This window comes from Methanosarcina horonobensis HB-1 = JCM 15518 (assembly GCF_000970285.1).
In the GTDB taxonomy this organism is placed as follows: Archaea; Halobacteriota; Methanosarcinia; order Methanosarcinales; family Methanosarcinaceae; genus Methanosarcina; species Methanosarcina horonobensis.
The window spans coordinates 2,500,465-2,518,663 of record NZ_CP009516.1; the positions used below are offsets into that span (position 1 = coordinate 2,500,465).

Annotated in this window: 18 protein-coding genes; 6 read left to right on the forward strand and 12 right to left on the reverse strand. The window is 39.8% G+C overall.

What is annotated here, in order from left to right:
• Positions 1 to 366: 366 nt before the first annotated feature.
• Together MSHOH_RS10935 and MSHOH_RS23735 are read right to left on the reverse strand one after the other, a co-directional pair.
• Entirely contained in the window at positions 367 to 645 is a 279-nt protein-coding gene (locus MSHOH_RS10935) for a hypothetical protein (protein ID WP_239451340.1), read from the reverse strand.
• A 92-nt stretch (positions 646 to 737) separates the two neighbouring features.
• Positions 738 to 911: a hypothetical protein gene (locus MSHOH_RS23735; RefSeq protein ID WP_162197627.1), complete on the reverse strand. Its 174-nt coding sequence runs from the start codon at positions 909 to 911 to the stop codon at positions 738 to 740.
• Between the two features lie 737 nt (positions 912 to 1,648).
• On the opposite strand from MSHOH_RS23735, the gene MSHOH_RS24330 reads away from it, so the two are divergent.
• Positions 1,649 to 1,897: a hypothetical protein gene (locus MSHOH_RS24330; protein ID WP_162197628.1), complete on the forward strand. Its 249-nt coding sequence runs from the start codon at positions 1,649 to 1,651 to the stop codon at positions 1,895 to 1,897.
• A 125-nt stretch (positions 1,898 to 2,022) separates the two neighbouring features.
• On the opposite strand, the gene MSHOH_RS10940 is transcribed toward MSHOH_RS24330, so the two are convergent.
• Positions 2,023 to 2,979, reverse strand: a complete 957-nt coding sequence (locus MSHOH_RS10940; protein ID WP_048143390.1) for a bile acid:sodium symporter family protein — start codon at positions 2,977 to 2,979, stop codon at positions 2,023 to 2,025.
• A 320-nt stretch (positions 2,980 to 3,299) separates the two neighbouring features.
• Here MSHOH_RS10940 and MSHOH_RS10945 point away from each other — a divergent pair, with 320 nt between their 5' ends.
• Positions 3,300 to 3,992, forward strand: coding sequence for a S4 domain-containing protein (locus tag MSHOH_RS10945; protein ID WP_048139609.1), 693 nt, complete (start codon positions 3,300 to 3,302; stop codon positions 3,990 to 3,992).
• Between the two features lie 16 nt (positions 3,993 to 4,008).
• The gene (locus MSHOH_RS10950; protein ID WP_239451341.1) at positions 4,009 to 4,662 is read left to right on the forward strand and encodes a DUF2119 domain-containing protein; all 654 of its coding nucleotides are present in this window, start codon (positions 4,009 to 4,011) and stop codon (positions 4,660 to 4,662) included.
• Positions 4,663 to 4,766: 104 nt separating this feature from the next.
• Here MSHOH_RS10950 and MSHOH_RS10955 read toward each other — a convergent pair whose 3' ends face one another.
• The 9 genes from MSHOH_RS10955 to MSHOH_RS11000 form a co-directional block, all read right to left on the reverse strand.
• Entirely contained in the window at positions 4,767 to 5,771 is a 1,005-nt protein-coding gene (locus MSHOH_RS10955; RefSeq protein WP_048139611.1) for a zinc ribbon domain-containing protein, read from the reverse strand.
• 595 nt (positions 5,772 to 6,366) lie between these two features.
• Positions 6,367 to 8,004, reverse strand: a complete 1,638-nt coding sequence (thsA, locus tag MSHOH_RS10960; protein ID WP_048139613.1) for a thermosome subunit alpha — start codon at positions 8,002 to 8,004, stop codon at positions 6,367 to 6,369.
• Positions 8,005 to 8,421: 417 nt separating this feature from the next.
• Positions 8,422 to 9,126, reverse strand: a complete 705-nt coding sequence (gene rpiA / locus MSHOH_RS10965) for a ribose 5-phosphate isomerase A (protein ID WP_048139615.1) — start codon at positions 9,124 to 9,126, stop codon at positions 8,422 to 8,424.
• 120 nt (positions 9,127 to 9,246) lie between these two features.
• A complete protein-coding gene (gene aspS, locus MSHOH_RS10970) occupies positions 9,247 to 10,581 on the reverse strand; it encodes an aspartate--tRNA(Asn) ligase (RefSeq protein WP_048139617.1) in 1,335 nt (444 codons plus the stop codon).
• Between the two features lie 496 nt (positions 10,582 to 11,077).
• Entirely contained in the window at positions 11,078 to 12,826 is a 1,749-nt protein-coding gene (locus tag MSHOH_RS10980; RefSeq protein ID WP_048139621.1) for a tetratricopeptide repeat protein, read from the reverse strand.
• Positions 12,827 to 13,237: 411 nt separating this feature from the next.
• Positions 13,238 to 13,606 (reverse strand): DUF2283 domain-containing protein, encoded by a 369-nt coding sequence (locus tag MSHOH_RS22160; protein WP_052730822.1) that lies wholly within the window; start codon positions 13,604 to 13,606, stop codon positions 13,238 to 13,240.
• The gene (locus MSHOH_RS10990) at positions 13,599 to 13,913 is read right to left on the reverse strand and encodes a hypothetical protein (protein ID WP_048139623.1); all 315 of its coding nucleotides are present in this window, start codon (positions 13,911 to 13,913) and stop codon (positions 13,599 to 13,601) included. The genes MSHOH_RS22160 and MSHOH_RS10990 overlap by 8 nt, the downstream gene beginning before the upstream one ends.
• A 105-nt stretch (positions 13,914 to 14,018) precedes the next feature.
• Positions 14,019 to 14,228: a hypothetical protein gene (locus MSHOH_RS10995; protein WP_158024123.1), complete on the reverse strand. Its 210-nt coding sequence runs from the start codon at positions 14,226 to 14,228 to the stop codon at positions 14,019 to 14,021.
• A gap of 43 nt (positions 14,229 to 14,271) precedes the next feature.
• On the reverse strand, positions 14,272 to 15,087 hold the full coding sequence (locus MSHOH_RS11000; protein ID WP_048139627.1) for a CPBP family intramembrane glutamic endopeptidase: 816 nt from the start codon (positions 15,085 to 15,087) through the stop codon (positions 14,272 to 14,274).
• A gap of 581 nt (positions 15,088 to 15,668) precedes the next feature.
• Between MSHOH_RS11000 and MSHOH_RS11005 the strand changes: the two genes are divergently transcribed.
• The 3 genes from MSHOH_RS11005 to MSHOH_RS11015 all read left to right on the forward strand — a co-directional run bounded on the left by MSHOH_RS11005 (position 15,669) and on the right by MSHOH_RS11015 (position 18,198).
• Complete coding sequence (locus MSHOH_RS11005; protein ID WP_048139629.1) at positions 15,669 to 16,079, forward strand: cupredoxin domain-containing protein; 411 nt, start codon at positions 15,669 to 15,671, stop codon at positions 16,077 to 16,079.
• Positions 16,080 to 16,442: 363 nt separating this feature from the next.
• Positions 16,443 to 16,703 (forward strand): hypothetical protein, encoded by a 261-nt coding sequence (locus tag MSHOH_RS11010; protein ID WP_048139631.1) that lies wholly within the window; start codon positions 16,443 to 16,445, stop codon positions 16,701 to 16,703.
• 751 nt (positions 16,704 to 17,454) lie between these two features.
• Positions 17,455 to 18,198 carry a metallophosphoesterase family protein gene (locus MSHOH_RS11015; RefSeq protein WP_239451376.1) on the forward strand — a complete coding sequence of 248 codons (744 nt, stop codon included), beginning with the start codon at positions 17,455 to 17,457 and terminating at the stop codon, positions 18,196 to 18,198.
• The last annotated feature ends 1 nt before the right edge of the window (position 18,199 follow it).

Consider the following 18,199-nt stretch of genomic DNA (forward strand, 5'->3'; position numbering starts at 1 on the left):
GCAAGAAGAGCAAAATTTTTGGTTTCAGCCATATAATGAGTGGGTAAATTATGTTTATTGTATAAATATGTATCTACTTTGAAATATTTTAATAATAAAATATTAAATTGGTATGAAAGTACAGAGTTGCCAGTATTTCTGCATTTTTACAAAAAATGGGCTGTCTTCAGCCAAACGGCTGATATTCCGGGGTCAGACTTCCCGGTGCGGCTAATGATTTTATTTTTATCTACCGTACGCAGGCGGGTTCAAGCGGAGCGCGGCGGGTGGAAAGAAAAATGCGAGATGCTATTTATGGTCATTCGGAAATAATAACTACTTAACAGAGGACACCCTCAATAACTACTTAACAGAGGACACCCTCTTTTAAACGAATACTACTTTCGAATCGGTGTTTTTAGCATGCAGGTTTCGGAAATTTTTTCCCCCCGGTGTTTCTGAGGTACTCTCGGTTATTTTGAAATATGGCAGCCCCCTTATGGCCAGACGTGCCATAGACTCTTCGATGTTCAGAGTGGGTTCTCTGATCTTTTCCTGACCTGCTATGGCGTTGAGCAGCTCTGCAAGGGCTGGGCTGTTCGACTTCCATGTGCCATTACTCCGGGCTTCTGCTGTAAAGATTTGCCATTCGATTTTTACTGACATAACATTCCCCCTTTAAAAGTGCCCTGTCCATTCGGACTGCACACTCAAAAACAATAGATTGACTACTACCAGGACGTACTTTGAGTACAGGATCAGGTACAAAAGCCCGAAAGAGTTATGTTCCTTCTACCGTGTCCTTCGATACGTTGCTCTGGAAATACGCTTCCCCAGGCATACCGGTTCGAAACATGATCAATTTCTTTAAGGCAATTTTTACTTACATATTCTGCAGTTCCTTTCTCATTCCTGTTGATCTGTTCGCTCAAAGTTACAATAATAAACAATTACCCCATATTTATTTTAAGTTAATGATATCAAAAATAGTTTTCGGAACAAAAATACCTTCACATGAAATGTTTCAAAGTCATACAATAATTTTATATTAATGATGTTTTTTAGTATTTTCTGAGAGGTTGTCTAAAATTCAAATCATTTCCACAACTGGATGATAAGTAATGTTAACTTTAAGTTTAGATAGTGGACTTTTACGAAATTCAGGTACAAATTGACCTTAAAAATAGTACTTTATCTCATAAGACTTACGCGTTCGATGTACAATCAAGTACATTAAACATTATGGCTTAAATTTACATTTTAGACATTAAGTGGTTTGGTTTTACAGTTCTTCAGTTTAAATGCATAATTTCTATCTAGTAGTATCTGGCCGTTCTTTTATTTTTAGAAGTTAAAGAATTCTGCCATTGACTGACAGAAAAAAACCAAATAACTTGATTTTGTTAGCCCTGAATTTGAGGGTTAGAGTGTCGATTCCCATTAAACTCAGGCAAAAGATCCTGAATATTTCTTATTCTGATTGGAAAAAGTTGTGAGTTTTCTAAGGGAAGTTTGTATTACACGAAGAAAAATGCAAAGGCAGATAAGCCATTTACCCTGAATACCAATAAAGTGACAGCTATAATATGCTAATACTAAGAGCTGATCCCAAAACTCAAAAATGCATCTCTGAATCCCTTATTCCTAATAATCATTCGAATTTTAGATTATGGAAAATAGTTCTGGAAATTTACTTATTTTTGAGAACAAAATTGGTTTTGGGATGAGCTCTACTACAACTCACAAAGAGCCTCTTCAATGGATTGAAATTAGCTTCCTTGTTACTTTTTACCCAAGGCATGAACAAGATCTCCACATTTTAGTCCTGAAAGAAAGTATTTCCACGCACCCGAATCAAAACTATCAACCTCACAGACCTTCGGTATTGAAAAGTAAAGTGAAGTTAAAAATAAAGTAAAAAAAGTTAAAGTGAAAAGGAAAAGATTCCAGGAAACTACGTTGCAGACCCTGGAATTTTTTCCTCGATTTTCCAACCCTTGTTCGTTTCTACTTCAAAACCCGTTGAGGTTTTACCCCAATTTCTTAATTTATATGCCCGCTGATTCGGGGCATTTCACTTTTATCGGTATCGTGTACTGGTTCTTTTGCCCAGTGACCTGCAAGGAAAGCTCCGGACAGGTTGTGCCAGATGCTGAAGATTGCACCCGGAAGAGCTGCCGCAGCAGTGAAATGTTTTATCGCAAGAGCAACACTGAGGCCCGAGTTCTGCATTCCTACCTCGATTGCCAGAGTTCTTGCTTCTTTTTCGCTGAGCTTCAGGGCTTTTGCAATCCCGTAACCGCTTGCAAGCCCGAGGCTGTTGTGCAGGATCACTGCAAGCAGGACTAACAGACCACTTTGTTCAAGATTCTCGCTGTTTGTCCCTATAATTATGGCAATTATTATTACTATAGCAGCGGCTGAAATTGCCGGAAAGAGATCCCTGACAGCCCTTATCCGTGCTTCAAAGAAATAATTGATCGCAAGCCCGAGCACTACAGGCACAATTACAATATTTACGACACTTATAAGCATGCCTGTAACGTCAACTTCTACTATCTGCCCTATAAAGAGCCAGGTAAGGAATGGTGTTGCGATAAAGGCAATCATTGTGGAGACAGATGTGAGCACTATTGAGAGTGCAACGTCCCCTTTTGCAAGATAGCAGATAACATTTGAAGCCGTGCCTCCGGGACAGCAGCCAAGCAGGATCACACCCGCCATAAGGTCGGCAGGCAGTTTTAATGCCATGCAGACTATCCACGCAGCCAGAGGCATAAGGGTGTACTGCATCAGTGTGCCCAGAAAGACCACAGAAGGTTTTTTTAGAACTGCAAGGAAACTGTCCACCGACAGTGTGACTCCCATCCCAAGCATAATCAGGCTCAGGAAAGGCACAATAAGATTATTATGAGGGGCAAAATACTCAGGATACGCATATGCTACTACAGATAGGAGTATTGCCCATAGAGGGAATAATGAAGTAAATTTTTTAAGCATTTTTTTGTACACCATCTCTTAAAACGGACGTTTTCTTCAAATGAACGTTCGAGTTATTAAATAAACTGAGATTGTCATTTAAATAAATACCTATTTATTCCCAATAAATAATAAAGCTGCAATTAATTTCGAAATTGTATAAACGTCAGATAAACTTCATTTACTGGCCGAATTAAAAAAGGAAAAATATATGCTTTTGATTATTCTTCCATGAAAAGGCTTCTGAACCTGTAATTTATTAAAGTTTTTCTACATTTCTTGTATTCTGCCTGTTTGTTACTTGCTACTTATATATACAGGCTCTGCCGATACAATGCCCCATGAGACTGGATGCATACCTTGTAGATATGGGACACTTCAAGTCCAGGGGACGAGCCAAGACTGCAATTCTTGACGGAAACGTTAAGGTTAACGGTACTGTAGTAACAAAAGTCTCCAGAGATGTCTCAATAGACGATACAATAGAAGTTGCCGAGGGTCTTGACCAGCCACAGGGCTATTTCAAACTCCGGTTTGTTCAGGAAGAGAGCGGGATCCTTAAACCCGGAGACAGGGTTCTTGACCTCGGGTCAAGCGCAGGTGGTTTTCTCCTTTTTGCTTCAGAGATTGCGGATCATGTAAAAGGCATAGAATTTAGCAGGGATTTCAGGAGCGAGCTCGGAAAAATAGCATATGAGCGGGATAATGTTGAAGTAATTTTCGGGGATGTATTCACCATACCTCTTAAAGAGCTCTCTGAGGAGCCCGTAGATGTTATTCTCTCGGATATGACTCTTGAGCCTGAGGACTCAATCAAAGCTCTTTCCAGAATGCTCCCTCTCCTGAAAGAAGGAGGAAGGCTGCTTCAGGTAATAAAAATTCCAAAAAAGAAAAACCCAAAACCGATCCTGAGCAGGATCGAGAACCTGGGACTTGAAATCCAGCAGGTCATCAGTTCTGAAAAGCAGGAAATTTACGTAGTTGCAAGGAAACCTCTGCCTGAAGAAAAAGAATCACCTGAAGAAAAAGAATAAAAAGGGATTCAAACTGATGACAGCTAATGAAAAATCTTGTTTCTCTTCGGATAGGTATAACTTTACGGATATGTACGCTGATGAAATCGGACTGAAGGTTTACGGACACGGAGAACCTGTTCGTCTATTTGTTGCAGGGCTTCACGGAGATGAGTGGAAAGACACAACGGAAATTTTGATGAAAATAAAGCCTCCTGAAAGAGGTACTCTTGCATTGATCCCTCTAGTCCGAAGAGGAGAATATATCTCCACTCTGGATCCGGCCTACTACCCAGTAATGGGAAAAGGTATACTTGAAGCCATTGAAACCCTCAACCCTGAAATTTACATTGAGCTGCACTCGTACTCCAGAGAAAATCTTGAGAAACTTGCAGGAAGAGACAGGATGGAAAGGATAGGAATCCCCGCCTACAGCATCCTGAAAGCAGGAGTGCTGCTGGGTTCGGTTTCTCCCTGGGTCCGGAAAAAATATTTTCCAAAAGAAGCTCTTTGTCTCTCTTTTGAGATCCAGAAAAAAAATCCGGAGTCAAGGGAGTTTACTGCCAGCATTATCGAAGTTCTCAAAGAGACTGAGTCAAGGGACGAATTCATCGAATATCTGAAAAAAGAATTTCCAGAACAGGCAAGAAAAGCTATAGAGGATTACCGCCGCTTTTACGGGGAAATCTGAGAGCTTGTCTGCTGATTATCGATAAGAAAAAGTAACTTCCCTCCTGAGAAGGAAGTCTTTAAACATGGACAAAAGCATTGAAAGCCATTGTTTAAAAGCAATACTTATCCGTACCTGAGTAAAGCATTCAGTTCCGAATCTGTTTTAAGGAAAGCCTTCTCTTTTTCATGAAGTGTGCGCTGAGCAACTTCAATCCCGCTTTCCATGGAGGTCTTTTCGGACTGGCTTGCGTTGTTGTATGAACTTATAAGCTCGTTATAGTACGACCTCTCGTTCTCATAGTCAAGAGACTTTGCTTTCCAGTCCCTGTAGAGAGCAAGAAAACTTCTGTAGTTCTTCGGGTTACTGAAGGTAAGTCCCTGGTAGTACTTTTCATTTTCATTGCTGTAAACGGTATATCCACCGGTACATTCTATAGCTAACCATGAACCAGGTGAAACCTCAGCCAGAACCCACGCATGATTGAGACTATCAATTGTGCTTGAGTTTGAGAGATTCACAGTTCCATTGATATGATTAGGAACTTTGATTTCTCCGAGATTACCTGAACCAGAGCCTTTATGGACAGTATTTCCGTTTGCGATTCTATTATTGCCTGCAGAATCAAAACTGCCCACTGCTATTCTTGCATTGATGCCTTTTGCCTTTAACATGTTCCAGATATCCTGAGCCATATTGTCGCAGTCATAAATATCATCTTTTGAATAGGTATGGCTGTTGCAGTAATCAGCTGCTATCTGTTCACATAACCGGATATTCTTGTCAGCCTGTACTTTCTCCTGTGAATTCGGGATGCCTGCCTCCGGAGATTTACCAGACTCAAGAGCAAAAGTTGAATACGCAGTCAGTAAAACTCCTAAAACGCAAATTAAGGCTACAGTCCATATACCCTTTAGAACAAAGTTCTGAACATGCATTCTACGGAAATCAAAAAAGGAGGTTAAAGCTTTTGCATAATCGAGTTCTCTGGAAGTAGAGTTTTCGGACTTGAAGTTTCTGATTTCATACTTAGAATTATCTGTGTCCGGTTTATTTTTTATCCTGTTTCCACAGCCTGAACAAAAAAGGTCTTCCGAATCTATTTTTAATCCGCACTTATTGCAGTACACTTTCCACTACCTCTTCAGGGGGTTTTCTTCTACTAAGAGAACTTAAGAGCTTCGAACCTGCAAAATCAAAAATAAAGTTTAACAGGCAGTTAAAACTCTTTTTCAATTGAGTCCTTTCAGGAGCCTATTTATTCTGTGATCCGGTTGATTAAGATTCAATTGACCGGGGTTCACTCATCAGGGCCTTGTTGATTGGTCTAATTAATTTGTCCCCAATTTTCTGGGGATCGGATACTGTATCTTGAAAAATTCCTGTGAATTGAGTTTATGGTCAGCCAAAAGCTGGACACTAAATCATCTCAAGCGGCTTTAATCTGGATATAAAAATATTTACATATATAATTGAGTTAGTTTAATGGTAGTTTAATGATAAAAATAACTGAATAAGTAGTAGAGAAGAAAAGTAAATTTGAAAAGAGACAAAAATAAGAAATATTGAGAAAAATCGAAAATATGAAAGGGTCACGCTTTTGTTCCCTTAAAAGTTTTTCCAGAATAGAGACCGCAAAAAAATTTGCAGCTTTTTTGCAATAAAAAGACCGTTTCCTTTTCAGTTTAACAACTGAAAAGGATCTACTTAATCAGAATATCAGTTTTATCTGCGCATGTTAAGTGCAGGTGCAGACATACCTTCGTAGGTGCTTGCCATATGCTCGGGTTTGACTTCCTGCATATCGGCACGCTGGGCGCGGAGCATACTGTCAACACGAAGCACCATTGCCGCAGCTTCGGAACCTGCCTTGATGGAGTTGACCTTTACCCTGAGAGGATCAACAACGCCTTTCTCAAGCATATCTTCAGCACCGCCTGTAAGGATGTTTAAGCCGGCATTTTTGTCTTCCGCATGCTTTGCACGGAGGGTCAGGATTGAGTTGATAGCGTCAAGACCTGCGTTTCTTGCAATCGTCCTCGGAATCTCTTCAAGAGCCTCGGCAAAAGCTATGATTGCCATCTGTTCACGCCCACCTACACTGGTAGCATAAGAACGGAGTGAGAGTGCAACTTCCATTTCCGAAGCTCCACCGCCAGCGACAATTTTGCCGTCTTCGACGACGCATTTTGCAACCCTGAGAGCGTCATCGATTGCCCTTTCCAGATTGTCCACCACATGCTCGGTTCCGCCGCGAAGAACGATTGAAACCGATTTTGCTCCTTTACAGTCCCTGAGGTAGGTTTTACCCTGGTCGTCGTCCCTGTCCTGCTCAAGAAGCCCGGCATGCCCGAGTTCTTTTTCCGTAAGTTCCTTTATGTTCCGGACAGGTCTGCCTCCAGTAGCATCTGCAAGGTGCTGCATGTCGTCATTTTTCACCCTGCGGGTTGCGTATATGCCTCTGCTCTGGAGGTAAGCTGCGACCTTGTCATCCATACCTTTGGAACAGAAAACAGCGTTTGCACCTGCTCTGATTATGTAATCCGCCATTTCAAAGAGAGCTGCATCTTCCTGCTTTACGAACTTTTCTATATCACTTACAGTGCTTATCTGAAGCTTTGCTTTGTTTGCAGTTTTTGCAGTCTCCATAGGAGTATCAACAAGTGCAATATTGGGGTTTACAATCCTGAGCGGGAAATTTTTATCGAGGGCAACCTTGTCGATCACAATGCCCTCTACGAACTCAGTATCGTCAACAAGCCCACCGATATCTTTTGTGAGGATAATGTTTTTAAGGTCAGCTTTTCCTTCCTCGTGAATAGCAAGCACAGCATCCACACAAATTTCTGCGATCAAATTGCTGTACTTCTCGGAAGCTTTGCCTGTAATGGATGTTCTGGCAGTTTTAATAAGCAGTTCTCTGTCTTTTGCAGGAACTGCCAGGTTCTCAAAGACTTCAACAGCTTTCTCTGCTGCAAGTCTGTAACCTTTAACGAGCACTGTCGGATGCACTCCCTTTTCAATAAGACCTTCTGCTTTTTCCAGCAGGGCGCCCGTGAACACAACAGCACTTGTAGTTCCATCTCCTGCAGAACTTTCCAGAGACTGGGCAACCTCCACAATCATCTTGGCTGTTGGGTGCTCGATAGACATGTCGTGTAAGATAGTGGCACCGTCGTTTGTGATGGTGATATCTCCCAGAGGGTTTACAAGCATCTTGTCCATGCCTCTGGGTCCAAGAGTACTCTTAACTATGTTTGCTACTGCCTTTGCAGCTGCAATATTCATGCTGAGCGCGTCTTTTCCCTTTGTTTGTTCTTTTCTCGGGTCTATTATAAAGATTGGCTGGCCACCTTTATCCATCTGAACAAAACCTCCTGAAAATACATAGTACGAATTGAAGGACAAATAATTGATAATTTGAAGTTGTTTTCTTGCTTGCGGCTGATTTATCCAGTGCCTCGAAACCAGGCACCCTGTTTTGCACAGTCTGTTTGACTTGCAGGTAGTAATTGATCAGGAAATTACTGATAATACTTCTATAAAAATATGCCGGTAAGACCTGTTATTTTACAAAAAGAATACTGTTTCCGCTTCCTGTTATCCTCTAAAGAAGAAAAAGGCAGTTTTCTATCCTGCCTGCTTTTTTGAATTCTTGCTCTTTTGAATTCTCATTCTTTTATATGAGATTTTATTCTTTTACGCGAGATACTTTTATGTGAAATATCCGGTTCTGTGCGATTTTTGAGCGAATTTGTTATGAACCTGTCACGAGCCTGTTTACTTCTGCCTCGGGACAGTTTTTACAGATCCATCTTTCTTTCCTATATAAAGCTCGTCAACATTACAAAAAATTCCGTGCTCAACTACTCCGGGAATTGCAGATAGTTGAAGAGCAAGGGCTTCAGGATCTTTTATAGTACCAAACTCCACATCAAGGATAAAGTTCCCATTATCCGTTATTACGGGCCCGTCTTTTTTTACAGCAGACCTGAGTTTCGGTTCCCCTCCGAGATTTCGGATTTTATTTATTGCAAGTTCTTTTGCAAAGGGCAGAATTTCCACAGGTACGGGTTTAACAAGCTGCGTGCTCGTTTTCGATTCGTCGGCAACAACCACAAACCGTCTTGCAGACATAGAAACTATTTTTTCCCTTGTATGAGCCGCCCCTCCTCCTTTAATGGCACGGAGTTCGGAGTCGATCTGGTCAGCTCCGTCAATGGCGATATCCAGCTCAGGGTTCTGGGAAAGGGTGGTCAGCCTGATTCCGGCATCTATCGCCAGCATTTCGGACTGATAGGATGTAACAACCCCCAGGATATCAAGCCCTTCCTCCTTCACCCTGCGCCCCAGTTCTTTTATTGTATACGCAACTGTTGAGCCTGTACCGAGCCCGACAACCATTCCTGAGCTGACAAGCCCTGCTGCAGCAATTCCTGCCGCCCGTTTTTCAGGAGAATCAGTAGAAGTATTTCTTTCAGTCATTTTATGTTCCACCTTTCAGCTCTAAAGAGATTAACTAAAGAGACTAACTAAAAAGATTAACAAATGCAACAACTTTCAGAACAGGAAGTCCTTTCAAGCTTAAAAGAGAAAAATTTGGGATCAGGGAGAAAGTCTTCTCCTGTCCCTTGGGAAGAGCACGGTATCCCTGATATTGTCAGTTCCGAGCATGGTCATAACAAAACGTTCACAACCCATTCCCCATCCTGCATGTGGAGGCATTCCGTATTCGAAGGCTTTAAGGTAGAACTCAAAGCCGTCAGGGTTCAGGCCCTGTGACTCAATCCTGCTTTTGAGCAGAGCAGGAATGTGAATACGCTGGGCTCCTGAAGAAAGTTCCATTGTGCGGTGCATCATATCAAAAGACTTGCTGAACTCAGGCCTGTCCTCGTAAGGCATGGCATAGAAAGGTTTGATTTCCGTGGGCCAGTCAATAATGAAGTAGTGGGACTCGCCTGTGGTCTCGTAGACATAATCTCCTACTGTGTGCTCTCCAAGAGTGCCCAGGTCATCTCCCCAGTGCATTTTCTCTTCCGAGCGGCTGTTTATGATCTCGATTACTTCATCATAGGTAAGTTTCAGGAAAGGAGTCTTCGGTACCTTCAGTTCAACCCCGAGAGCTTCAAGGGAGGATTTGCAGTTCTCGATTACCTGTGTATAAACATAAGCCACTAGGTTTTCCAGGATCTCCATTACATCGAAGTGGTCTGCAAAGCTGACCTCAACGTCAATGGAAGTGGCTTCGTTTAAGTGTCTGCGGGTATCGTGCTCTTCTGCCCTGAAGATTGGCCCGATTTCAAAGGCTCTGTCAAAGCCGCCTCCCATGAGGATCTGCTTGAAAAGCTGGGGACTCTGGTTGAGGAAAGCTTCCCTGTCAAAATAAGTAATCGGGAAAAGGGCGGTTCCTCCTTCTGTTGCCGTAGCGACGACTTTTGGGGTTGCGGTTTCAATAAAGTTGTTCTTTACAAAGAATTCCCTGATAGCCTGAAGGGATTCGTGCCTGATCTTGAAAACTGCAGTTGTCTCAGCTCTTCTCAGATCAATAAAGCGAGAATCAAGCCTTGTATCGAGTTCGGCTTCCACCTTTCCGGTAGTGTCCATGGGAAGGGGGGAACCTGCCACGTTCAGGATATTGATCTCGTCAGGGAGAAGTTCATAGCCGTTCGGGGCTTTTTCTTCAAACTTGACAGTGCCGGTTACTGAGATTACGGACTCGCGAACAAGCCTTTTTGCGGTCTCAAAGAGCTCTTTGTCTATTTTTTTCTTTACAAGTGTAACCTGAGCCTTTCCTTCCCTGTCCCTGAGCACGACAAAACAGATTCCTCCGAGGTCTCTTACCTCGTGGACCCAGCCTGCAAGGGTAACTTTCTGACCGTTATCAACCTTATCCGGTTTGATATCGGCTGTATAATGCGTTCTGAGATTTGCTAAAGACATAAATTCACCTAATTAGAGGGTAAATTAAACGTAAATATAAGAATGAAGCTGAAACGTAGGTGAATAGTCATAACTCATTATTAATGTATTTGTTCCCCGAATTGCGCCTCGGGAGTACGCCGTCCTTTTCGCTCACTTCGCTCGCTCAAGAGGACTAATTTAGATGTTTATTATTACTTTTGCTTCATCAAGGATCATTTCCGGCATTTTTTGGCAAAGAAAAATAACAACCGGAGAACCTGAAAAAGTTATATATAAATTCTGTACTATTTTCGTACTATCTACTAGTCTAGAAGGGAAGAGAAAAACTAGTGTCGTGTCAACGATTAAATGTCGTATAAAATTGGCTACAACTATTCGAATCATTCGACCCTTTAGGATTGACGCAGCATAGCATTTTTTTACGGATAAACTCATAGAAACTTTACTTCACATTAGCTCAAGATGATTACATGAAAAAAAATTTTGTTAACTTAAAATAGTTGAAAATTGTAGCTTAATAAACATTTAATTGATTTAAAGAATAAAATTTTCCTGAATTTACGATATTAATTTTTTCCTCATATTCTTTCAATAGTTTGTGATCATTTTCACGTGATGCATAAATAAAAATATTATTTAAAACAATCATCAAATTACTTATATTTTTTAATTGAACAAATATTTTTTCAGCCTCTTTAAGACAACTTAACTCGATTTCAACTTGATTCAAAAAGCCGTATGGTGCACTTAAATTTGAATAGCAGATACCAACTTCATTATACATGCCTAATTCTTTGAAACATTCCATTGCTTTTTTGAAATATTCAATAGATTCTAAAGGTTGTTTTTCTTTATGTAAATTTCCTAAACTTACATAACACCGTGCAATTCCAATTAATTCTCCATTTTTTGTCCTGATATCTAATGATATTTTTAAGTTTCTTAAAGCATTATCAAAATCTCCTAGTTCCTTGTAGTAGTTTCCAATTGCCATGAGAATGTTAGCTTCCACTCCAAGGTTAGAATCCTCCTGTGAATTATACATTTTTATAGCTAAATTGAAATTTTCAAAAGCTTTTACGTAATCCTTAAGCTCGGTGTATATGGTTCCAATGCCTACGTAACAGTTAATCCTCTGAGCTTTAAGTTGATAACCATTATCATAGATATTAAGTTCTTCTAAGGCTTTATTGTAGTGAAAAAGTGCCTCATTTAGTTTATGTAACATATGAAAAATAAATCCTAAAGATAAATGACAGTCATGCGGACCAAATGAGTTCTTACGCCTTTTACTAATCTTTATAGATTTCTTGAAATATTTTTCAGCTTTTTGATAATTAGAAATCGAAGTAAACATTTTTCCGGCGAAAATTTCCCTTACTCCGTTATTATTAATTTGTCTTGTCCAAGCTTTCAGATGAGTTTCCCAATTCACAGTCCTTTTCAAATAAATAAAGTTTCCAATATCTTTCTCATACATCTTCCACAAATTCTTTATAAAAACATCAGTATTGCATTTTATACATATTCCATCAAAGTTATAGAAAGGATTGTTAACATCTATTTTTGTTAACTCTTTTGGGGATATAATTTCATCAAGACTTTTATGCTTAACAAAAATAACTTCCTTATTTTTACTTAATAAATTGTTTAGATATGGATTTATATCAAATTTATCTGAACAGCTATAACCTAAAACTAGAATTTTGCTGTGAGATCCACCCAAAAAAACGTAATCCATAATCTTTTTTTGGTTTTTAGTTAATCCTTGACCAACCTTATTCACAGTGTTTAACAAGGAATCATATCTCTCTACACTTCCGTGAATTTTAAACAAATTAAGTTTGCCTTTTTTGTTTTTGAAGTCGATTTTTGAAAAATCATCGTCATCATAGTGAATTACAAACTCAAGTCCTTCTTTTATTAATGCTTTTTCAAAGAGAAGATCAAAATTTGTAGTTAATATTGTTTTAACGATGCCTAATTTTGCTAATTTTGCAATTAGTACATGATTTGTGTTTGGCTCTCCATATCTAAAAATTTGAAAAATTTTCTCATCCGCATCTGAAGCTAAATTATGTACAAAATATTCAAAAGGCATTTTAGAGCTAATTATCTCTTCGACGTCTTCTTTCTCCAACATTATTTTATTTAAAATAGATATTTCCAAATCATGTGCTAAAGGCAATCCAGAGTTTTTTGAAATCCCAGCACCTGCGAAAATCGCTAATTCATTATCTTTAAGTGTATTTAAATTAAACACGTTCTCGCTGTCTCTCTAGAATTATAATTCTATTTATTGTCTATCTATGTAAGCGTAATAGAAAACCTTATTAGAAAATTAAAAAACTTTAACAGACCATTAATTCATTTTAGAATTTAAACATATTATATTTTACTAATTACAGATTTTATGTTAACCACAGGCCCTTAGCCAAGTTTAAGCATTTAGTCTCTACAATTAAAAAAATCTCAGTCAAAAGCCCTGATCGTTATGTGAAAGCCAGTCTTTACGCATAGCAGGCAGATAGGCTTCGCCACGCCAGAATGACATCATTCCAGAGTGTTCGGGTTCGATTGTTTGCAGTTCCAAGCTTGTGTCCGGGATACCTCTATAAAAATAGCATAGAAGGGAGAAAAAATAAAGAAAAAAAGGAGATCAAATTATTATTTTTCAACAAGCCATAGCAATTTGACCAGCTTGCAAGTTCATATTGTTAATTCCACGCGAAACGCTTACTTTTTCAACATTAGCATTTCTAAATTTAGCGAACACAGTTATTGTCACTTCTATATCTGTTTTCGAAATCGTAACAAGGGATTTAAAACTGGTAGTGCCACTCAATAAAAGTTTTGACACACCAAAGTTTTTAGAGGCATTAAGTAATTCTACACCAATAGGAGATCCATCTATCCCAAGGTCTAATACCAAATCTCCCATTTCTACAGAAGAATGATATTTTTGACTTTTATCACGGAAAAAGAAAATATCCGTTTCAAAATCATAATTCCAAAAATCAATATATCGATGATCCTTATCCATTCTCACCCGATCTCCTTTTTGATTCCTGTTGGTGAACAGTTATTAACCTAACTTTACTGGGACTGGCAATTATACAAACTATTACTATGATCAAATCATATTTGTCATCTATGCTGTAGAAGAGCTTAAATTTACCGTCTGTTTGTTCTTCTATTTTTACAGGACCTTGAGTTGCCATTAAAACACAAATTCCATCAAAATCTGGGACTATACCGTTCTGGCGTAGTTCCAGCATTTCGAGAAAATGATTAGTCGTAATAAGATCACGGTTTTTTGCATGATGCATTACGGTTTCAATAATGTTCAAAAAGTGCCCTCAAAAGTTCCAGTTTATCTAAGGAAACATAGATTATACATCTTAAAAATATTTCGTTTCATGGTGTTTTCCTGAACATAAATATCCAAAAAATATTCACAGGTATGGAGAAAAACACAGTGGAGATACCCCGCACTCCGTAAAAGTCTTCATTTCCAGGCTTCGTCCCCAAACCTTTATACGCGGAAAACCTGTACGTGTGACAGGCAGATAGCCGCGAACTGCGCGGCATGCCAGAGCGTCCGGGTTCGGCTTTCCGCAGGTTGGGACCCCCTTTCCGGGATGTCCGCTCTCAGAATGGAACAAAGAAAGAGCTGTAAAGTTTTTTATGATAATTTTCTCTGGATAATCACGCCGCTTTGCGAGCATATCTAAACCGAGTTAATGTCTTTGGCCCCCATAAGAACACCACGATCACAGCCGTGATAGCAATGAGCCCATAGCCGATAGCCCCGTCGTACAGCTGGAAGGCTGAACGACTACCGGGAAATATGCTCCTTCCAGTATTGGTCACGGCATGAAAGAGTATGGCTGCAAAGACGCTTTTTCCAGTGTTGTTATAAAGCCAGATAGTCAGAATCCGGAAACTAACGGCCAGTACAAATCCTCCCCATATAAACAATCCCGGAGTCATGCCCATTGAAAGCATCGACGGGAAATGCCATACCGCATGGATCAAACCAATGATGAGACTGGCTGTCAGTGCGGTGTACCGGACTTGCATAGGATCGGTGACGTATCCCGAGTAGCCAAGCTCTTCACCTGCAGCGGCTAAAAAGAACGCAATAAAGAGGAGCGGTGTCAGAAGGGGCGGGTTCCAAACAGCTGGGACCGGTAGCCCGACGAGACGCATTATCACGTAGGTCAGCACGTAGATAAACGGCATCAAGAAAATGATGGGAACATACCAGACTTTTTTCGTGATCCTCTTATAATCGAAGGCTCTTTTCAACAGATTCTTTACCCCTAAAAGTTTCTCTTCCCGGTACACAAGGATGGATGCCGCTACCATTGGGGAAAAGGTGGCCACAATGTCTGTCATGGGAAGATTATCCACTGGAAGCTTCATCGGATAAATTGCATTAAGCACCCAAAGTGGAATAGAAAGAGCGTAAACCAATACAAAGAATAGAAGTGGTGACCTTTTTGATGTGCTGTTATTCACGACTTGCAGTCTCCTTGAAGGATTAAATTATAGTTATTCGCTCAACTAATTACACTTTTTATAAATCCATTAATTTTAGCGTTATGTGTGGACTGCAACATAGTCATCCTATCTTTATAGGACATTTTTTATTTAATAATGTCAGTTAAAGGATTTCTTATTTCCCATCAAAGAACAAAATCAGAGTGATGACATAGCAGGGACACCCCGCACTTCATAGCAGTCTTCATCTCTGAGCTTCGCCCCCCAAACTTAAAACTGTACGTGTTGCAGGCAGATAACTGCGAACTACACGGCATGTCAGAGCGTCCGGGTTCGGCTTTCCGCAGGTTGGGATCCCCCTTCTAAGACACCGTCTCCTCAGGGTGGAAATCAATATGTACATGAATTTCGAAAAAGTTACGGTCTGAATTTAAAGTTAACACTACCAGTTATCCAAGTGCAGAAATGATTTGAATTTTAGGACAGCCTCCAAGTTTCTATATTAGTACTAAGAGAGATAAAAGTCAAATAAAAAGATAAACAAAGTGTAAAAATGGAATATAGGCGTAAAAACTGAGGTTTAGAGGAGGAAAAATAGCGTGAGAAGAGAAATAATAATTTTTCTGATAGTTCTTGGTGTGTTTTTTGCTGCTGGTTGTGCTGAGAATGGGAATTCGGATGAGCCTGCACCTTCCACACCTGCTGAGGAAGTAGATAACGGAGAAGTTGCAGGAACCGAAGAGGCTGCTACTGGAGCAGAATCTGAGATTTTTGATGTCGAGATACGGGACTACAAATATATACCTCAGAATGTTACTGTTAAAGTCGGACAGACCGTCAGGTGGACCAATAATGATACCGTTCTCCATGATGTAGTGGGATCGGGTATTGAATCCGAGTACCTTCAAAAGGGAGAGAGATTTACCTATACTTTTGAAGAGGAAGGAACTTACCAGTATATCTGTACGATACACCCGTGGATGGAAGGGGAGGTAGTTGTAGAGGCCTGAATAACGAAGGAGCTCCTTAAATAGGCTCAGTAAAATCAAGTTGAGGCACATCCAGAAACATCCTGCGTGGAGTTCCATTTTTCTACTTTTCAAAAACAAAATTAGGGAACTTTTGTTCCCATTCATACTCTTTTGTTTATCCTTTTCCGCAGCCGCTAAAATATCCTCTGAATCTGGCAGTAAATAAAAACACATAAGCTCACAGCTTCCTTCTTCTTTCTCTCCTCTTGTCTGGTTTCTTAACTCCTGATCTAACAATACGCTCTAAACTTGTTTGATGGCTCTAAGATGCTTATATATGGATAGAATGTAAAGCTTTTATAGGGCTGTAGATAACCCTAAAATAAAGGAGTGGGACTGACAATGGGTGAAACAGATATTAGTGAAATCGATCCAGCGTGTAGAAGTGCACCAACTAAGACGATGAAAGAGGGTGGAGTAACAAAAATACTTCATAATATTGATTCCTTTGTAGCAACCGGGATAGTACCAAAGGACTGGAAGCCAAATCTCATTTTTGAAGATGAAATAGTCTGGAAAGGATGGCTCTATACCCTCCAGTACGAGGAAAACAAAAAGGGTGAGATAACTAAACACTATGTTTGTCTGTATCCTAATGACTGAGGCTCTTAGAGCCTCTGAAAAACATGGTGTAAGGGAAATAAACACGCCAAAAATACAGTCAAATATGGAAACGTCCAGAGTTGAGATCCATTTTATTACTTTTCGGAAAACAGTTTGATGTTTCTTTATTTATCTAATTCATCCTCTTGCTATCGAATCATGTGTTATGAAAAACTCTCTCTATGTGGAGACAACTCTCGCCATGTGAGAACAATGTTCTACCTTTAAGGCGAACTTGACGAATAAATCTCGGTTTTCGGCACTCTTGAAACAAGGCTTTGATATGCCGGAAAGGGTACTCTGGAAGGTAAGATGAATGTGAATCTTTTGTAGACATTTCTCTCACAAACTCTTTTTTTTATAAACTCTATAGTCTGAAAGAAGGTATCAAATTTGATTTATTCAAAGTCCAAAAATGTCTTTTTTGAAAAAAAATCTCTTCTGCAAGCCCGGATATGACGCGCCCGGGACTGAATAAAAAATAAGGCTGAATATGCTTGAAAATCTTATTCTATGCATTTTGGAGGAATATTCTACACGAATGAAAGTTAAATAAATACTTATACTGCTCAAAAGGAATTGAAATTTAACTTTAGCTTTTTTAATGAATTATAATTAGATTTCCAAAAATATGTATTTTTGCTAGATAACTATATGTACTGGAACTGAAATCTAATGATTTAAACATAAAACTATAAAATTTCAGAGAAAGAGGGAGTCAAAAATTATACGAATTGTACACCTTTCAGATATTCATTATTCAGAAACATATTTTGTCCCGGAAATTGCAGAATCCATGCTGCAAAGTATTAATCAGTTGAACCCGGATATAGTGGTAATTACCGGCGACCTGACAGAAAACGGGTTTTCAGCCGAATATAATGGAGTTAAGAGGTTTATTGACAGGATTACGTGTAAAGACAAGGTTCTTGTCCCTGGAAACCACGACTCTAAAAATGCCGGTTACCTGCACTTTGAGGATCTTTTCGAAAACCGGTTCTCAACTAAAAATATCGGGAACCTGACTATTGTGGGGGCCGACTCATCACAGCCTGACCTTGATGAAGGGCATCTCGGAAGGGAAAATTACGGCTGGATTAAAGAAGCCTTTTCCGGAGAAACTTTCAAGGTATTTGCCCTGCACCACCACCTTGTTCCGATTCCTCTTGCAGGCAGAGAAAACACAGTCCTTGTCGATGCAGGAGACGTTCTTGATCTCCTGAACCGCTGTAAAGTAAACCTTGTGCTGTGCGGACACTGCCATATTCCTCATGTCTGGAACCTGAACAACATGCTAGTTGTAAATGCAGGCACCTTCTGTTCTTCCAAGACAAGAGGCAAAACCACGCAGTGCTTTAATTTGATCCAGGCTGAAAGCAACAAGGAAACCGGAAGAAGGGACGTTGAAAAAATTGAAAACGGCGGCTGGAAAGTCCGGGTTTCAAGGGTTTTTCCTCACGGGAACATTGAACTTATCACGGAAACCGTAATGTGAG

Coding starts and splice junctions, on each gene's coding strand:
- MSHOH_RS22160 (WP_052730822.1), bottom strand. CDS start 13,606: ATGGATAAGGATCATCGATATATTGATTTTTGGAATTATGATTTTGAA.
- aspS (WP_048139617.1), bottom strand. CDS start 10,581: ATGTCTTTAGCAAATCTCAGAACGCATTATACAGCCGATATCAAACCG.
- MSHOH_RS10935 (WP_239451340.1), bottom strand. CDS start 645: ATGTCAGTAAAAATCGAATGGCAAATCTTTACAGCAGAAGCCCGGAGT.
- MSHOH_RS10940 (WP_048143390.1), bottom strand. CDS start 2,979: ATGCTTAAAAAATTTACTTCATTATTCCCTCTATGGGCAATACTCCTA.
- rpiA (WP_048139615.1), bottom strand. CDS start 9,126: ATGACTGAAAGAAATACTTCTACTGATTCTCCTGAAAAACGGGCGGCA.
- MSHOH_RS24330 (WP_162197628.1), top strand. CDS start 1,649: ATGGAAAATAGTTCTGGAAATTTACTTATTTTTGAGAACAAAATTGGT.
- MSHOH_RS10950 (WP_239451341.1), top strand. CDS start 4,009: ATGACAGCTAATGAAAAATCTTGTTTCTCTTCGGATAGGTATAACTTT.
- MSHOH_RS11010 (WP_048139631.1), top strand. CDS start 16,443: ATGGGTGAAACAGATATTAGTGAAATCGATCCAGCGTGTAGAAGTGCA.
- thsA (WP_048139613.1), bottom strand. CDS start 8,004: ATGGATAAAGGTGGCCAGCCAATCTTTATAATAGACCCGAGAAAAGAA.
- MSHOH_RS10945 (WP_048139609.1), top strand. CDS start 3,300: ATGAGACTGGATGCATACCTTGTAGATATGGGACACTTCAAGTCCAGG.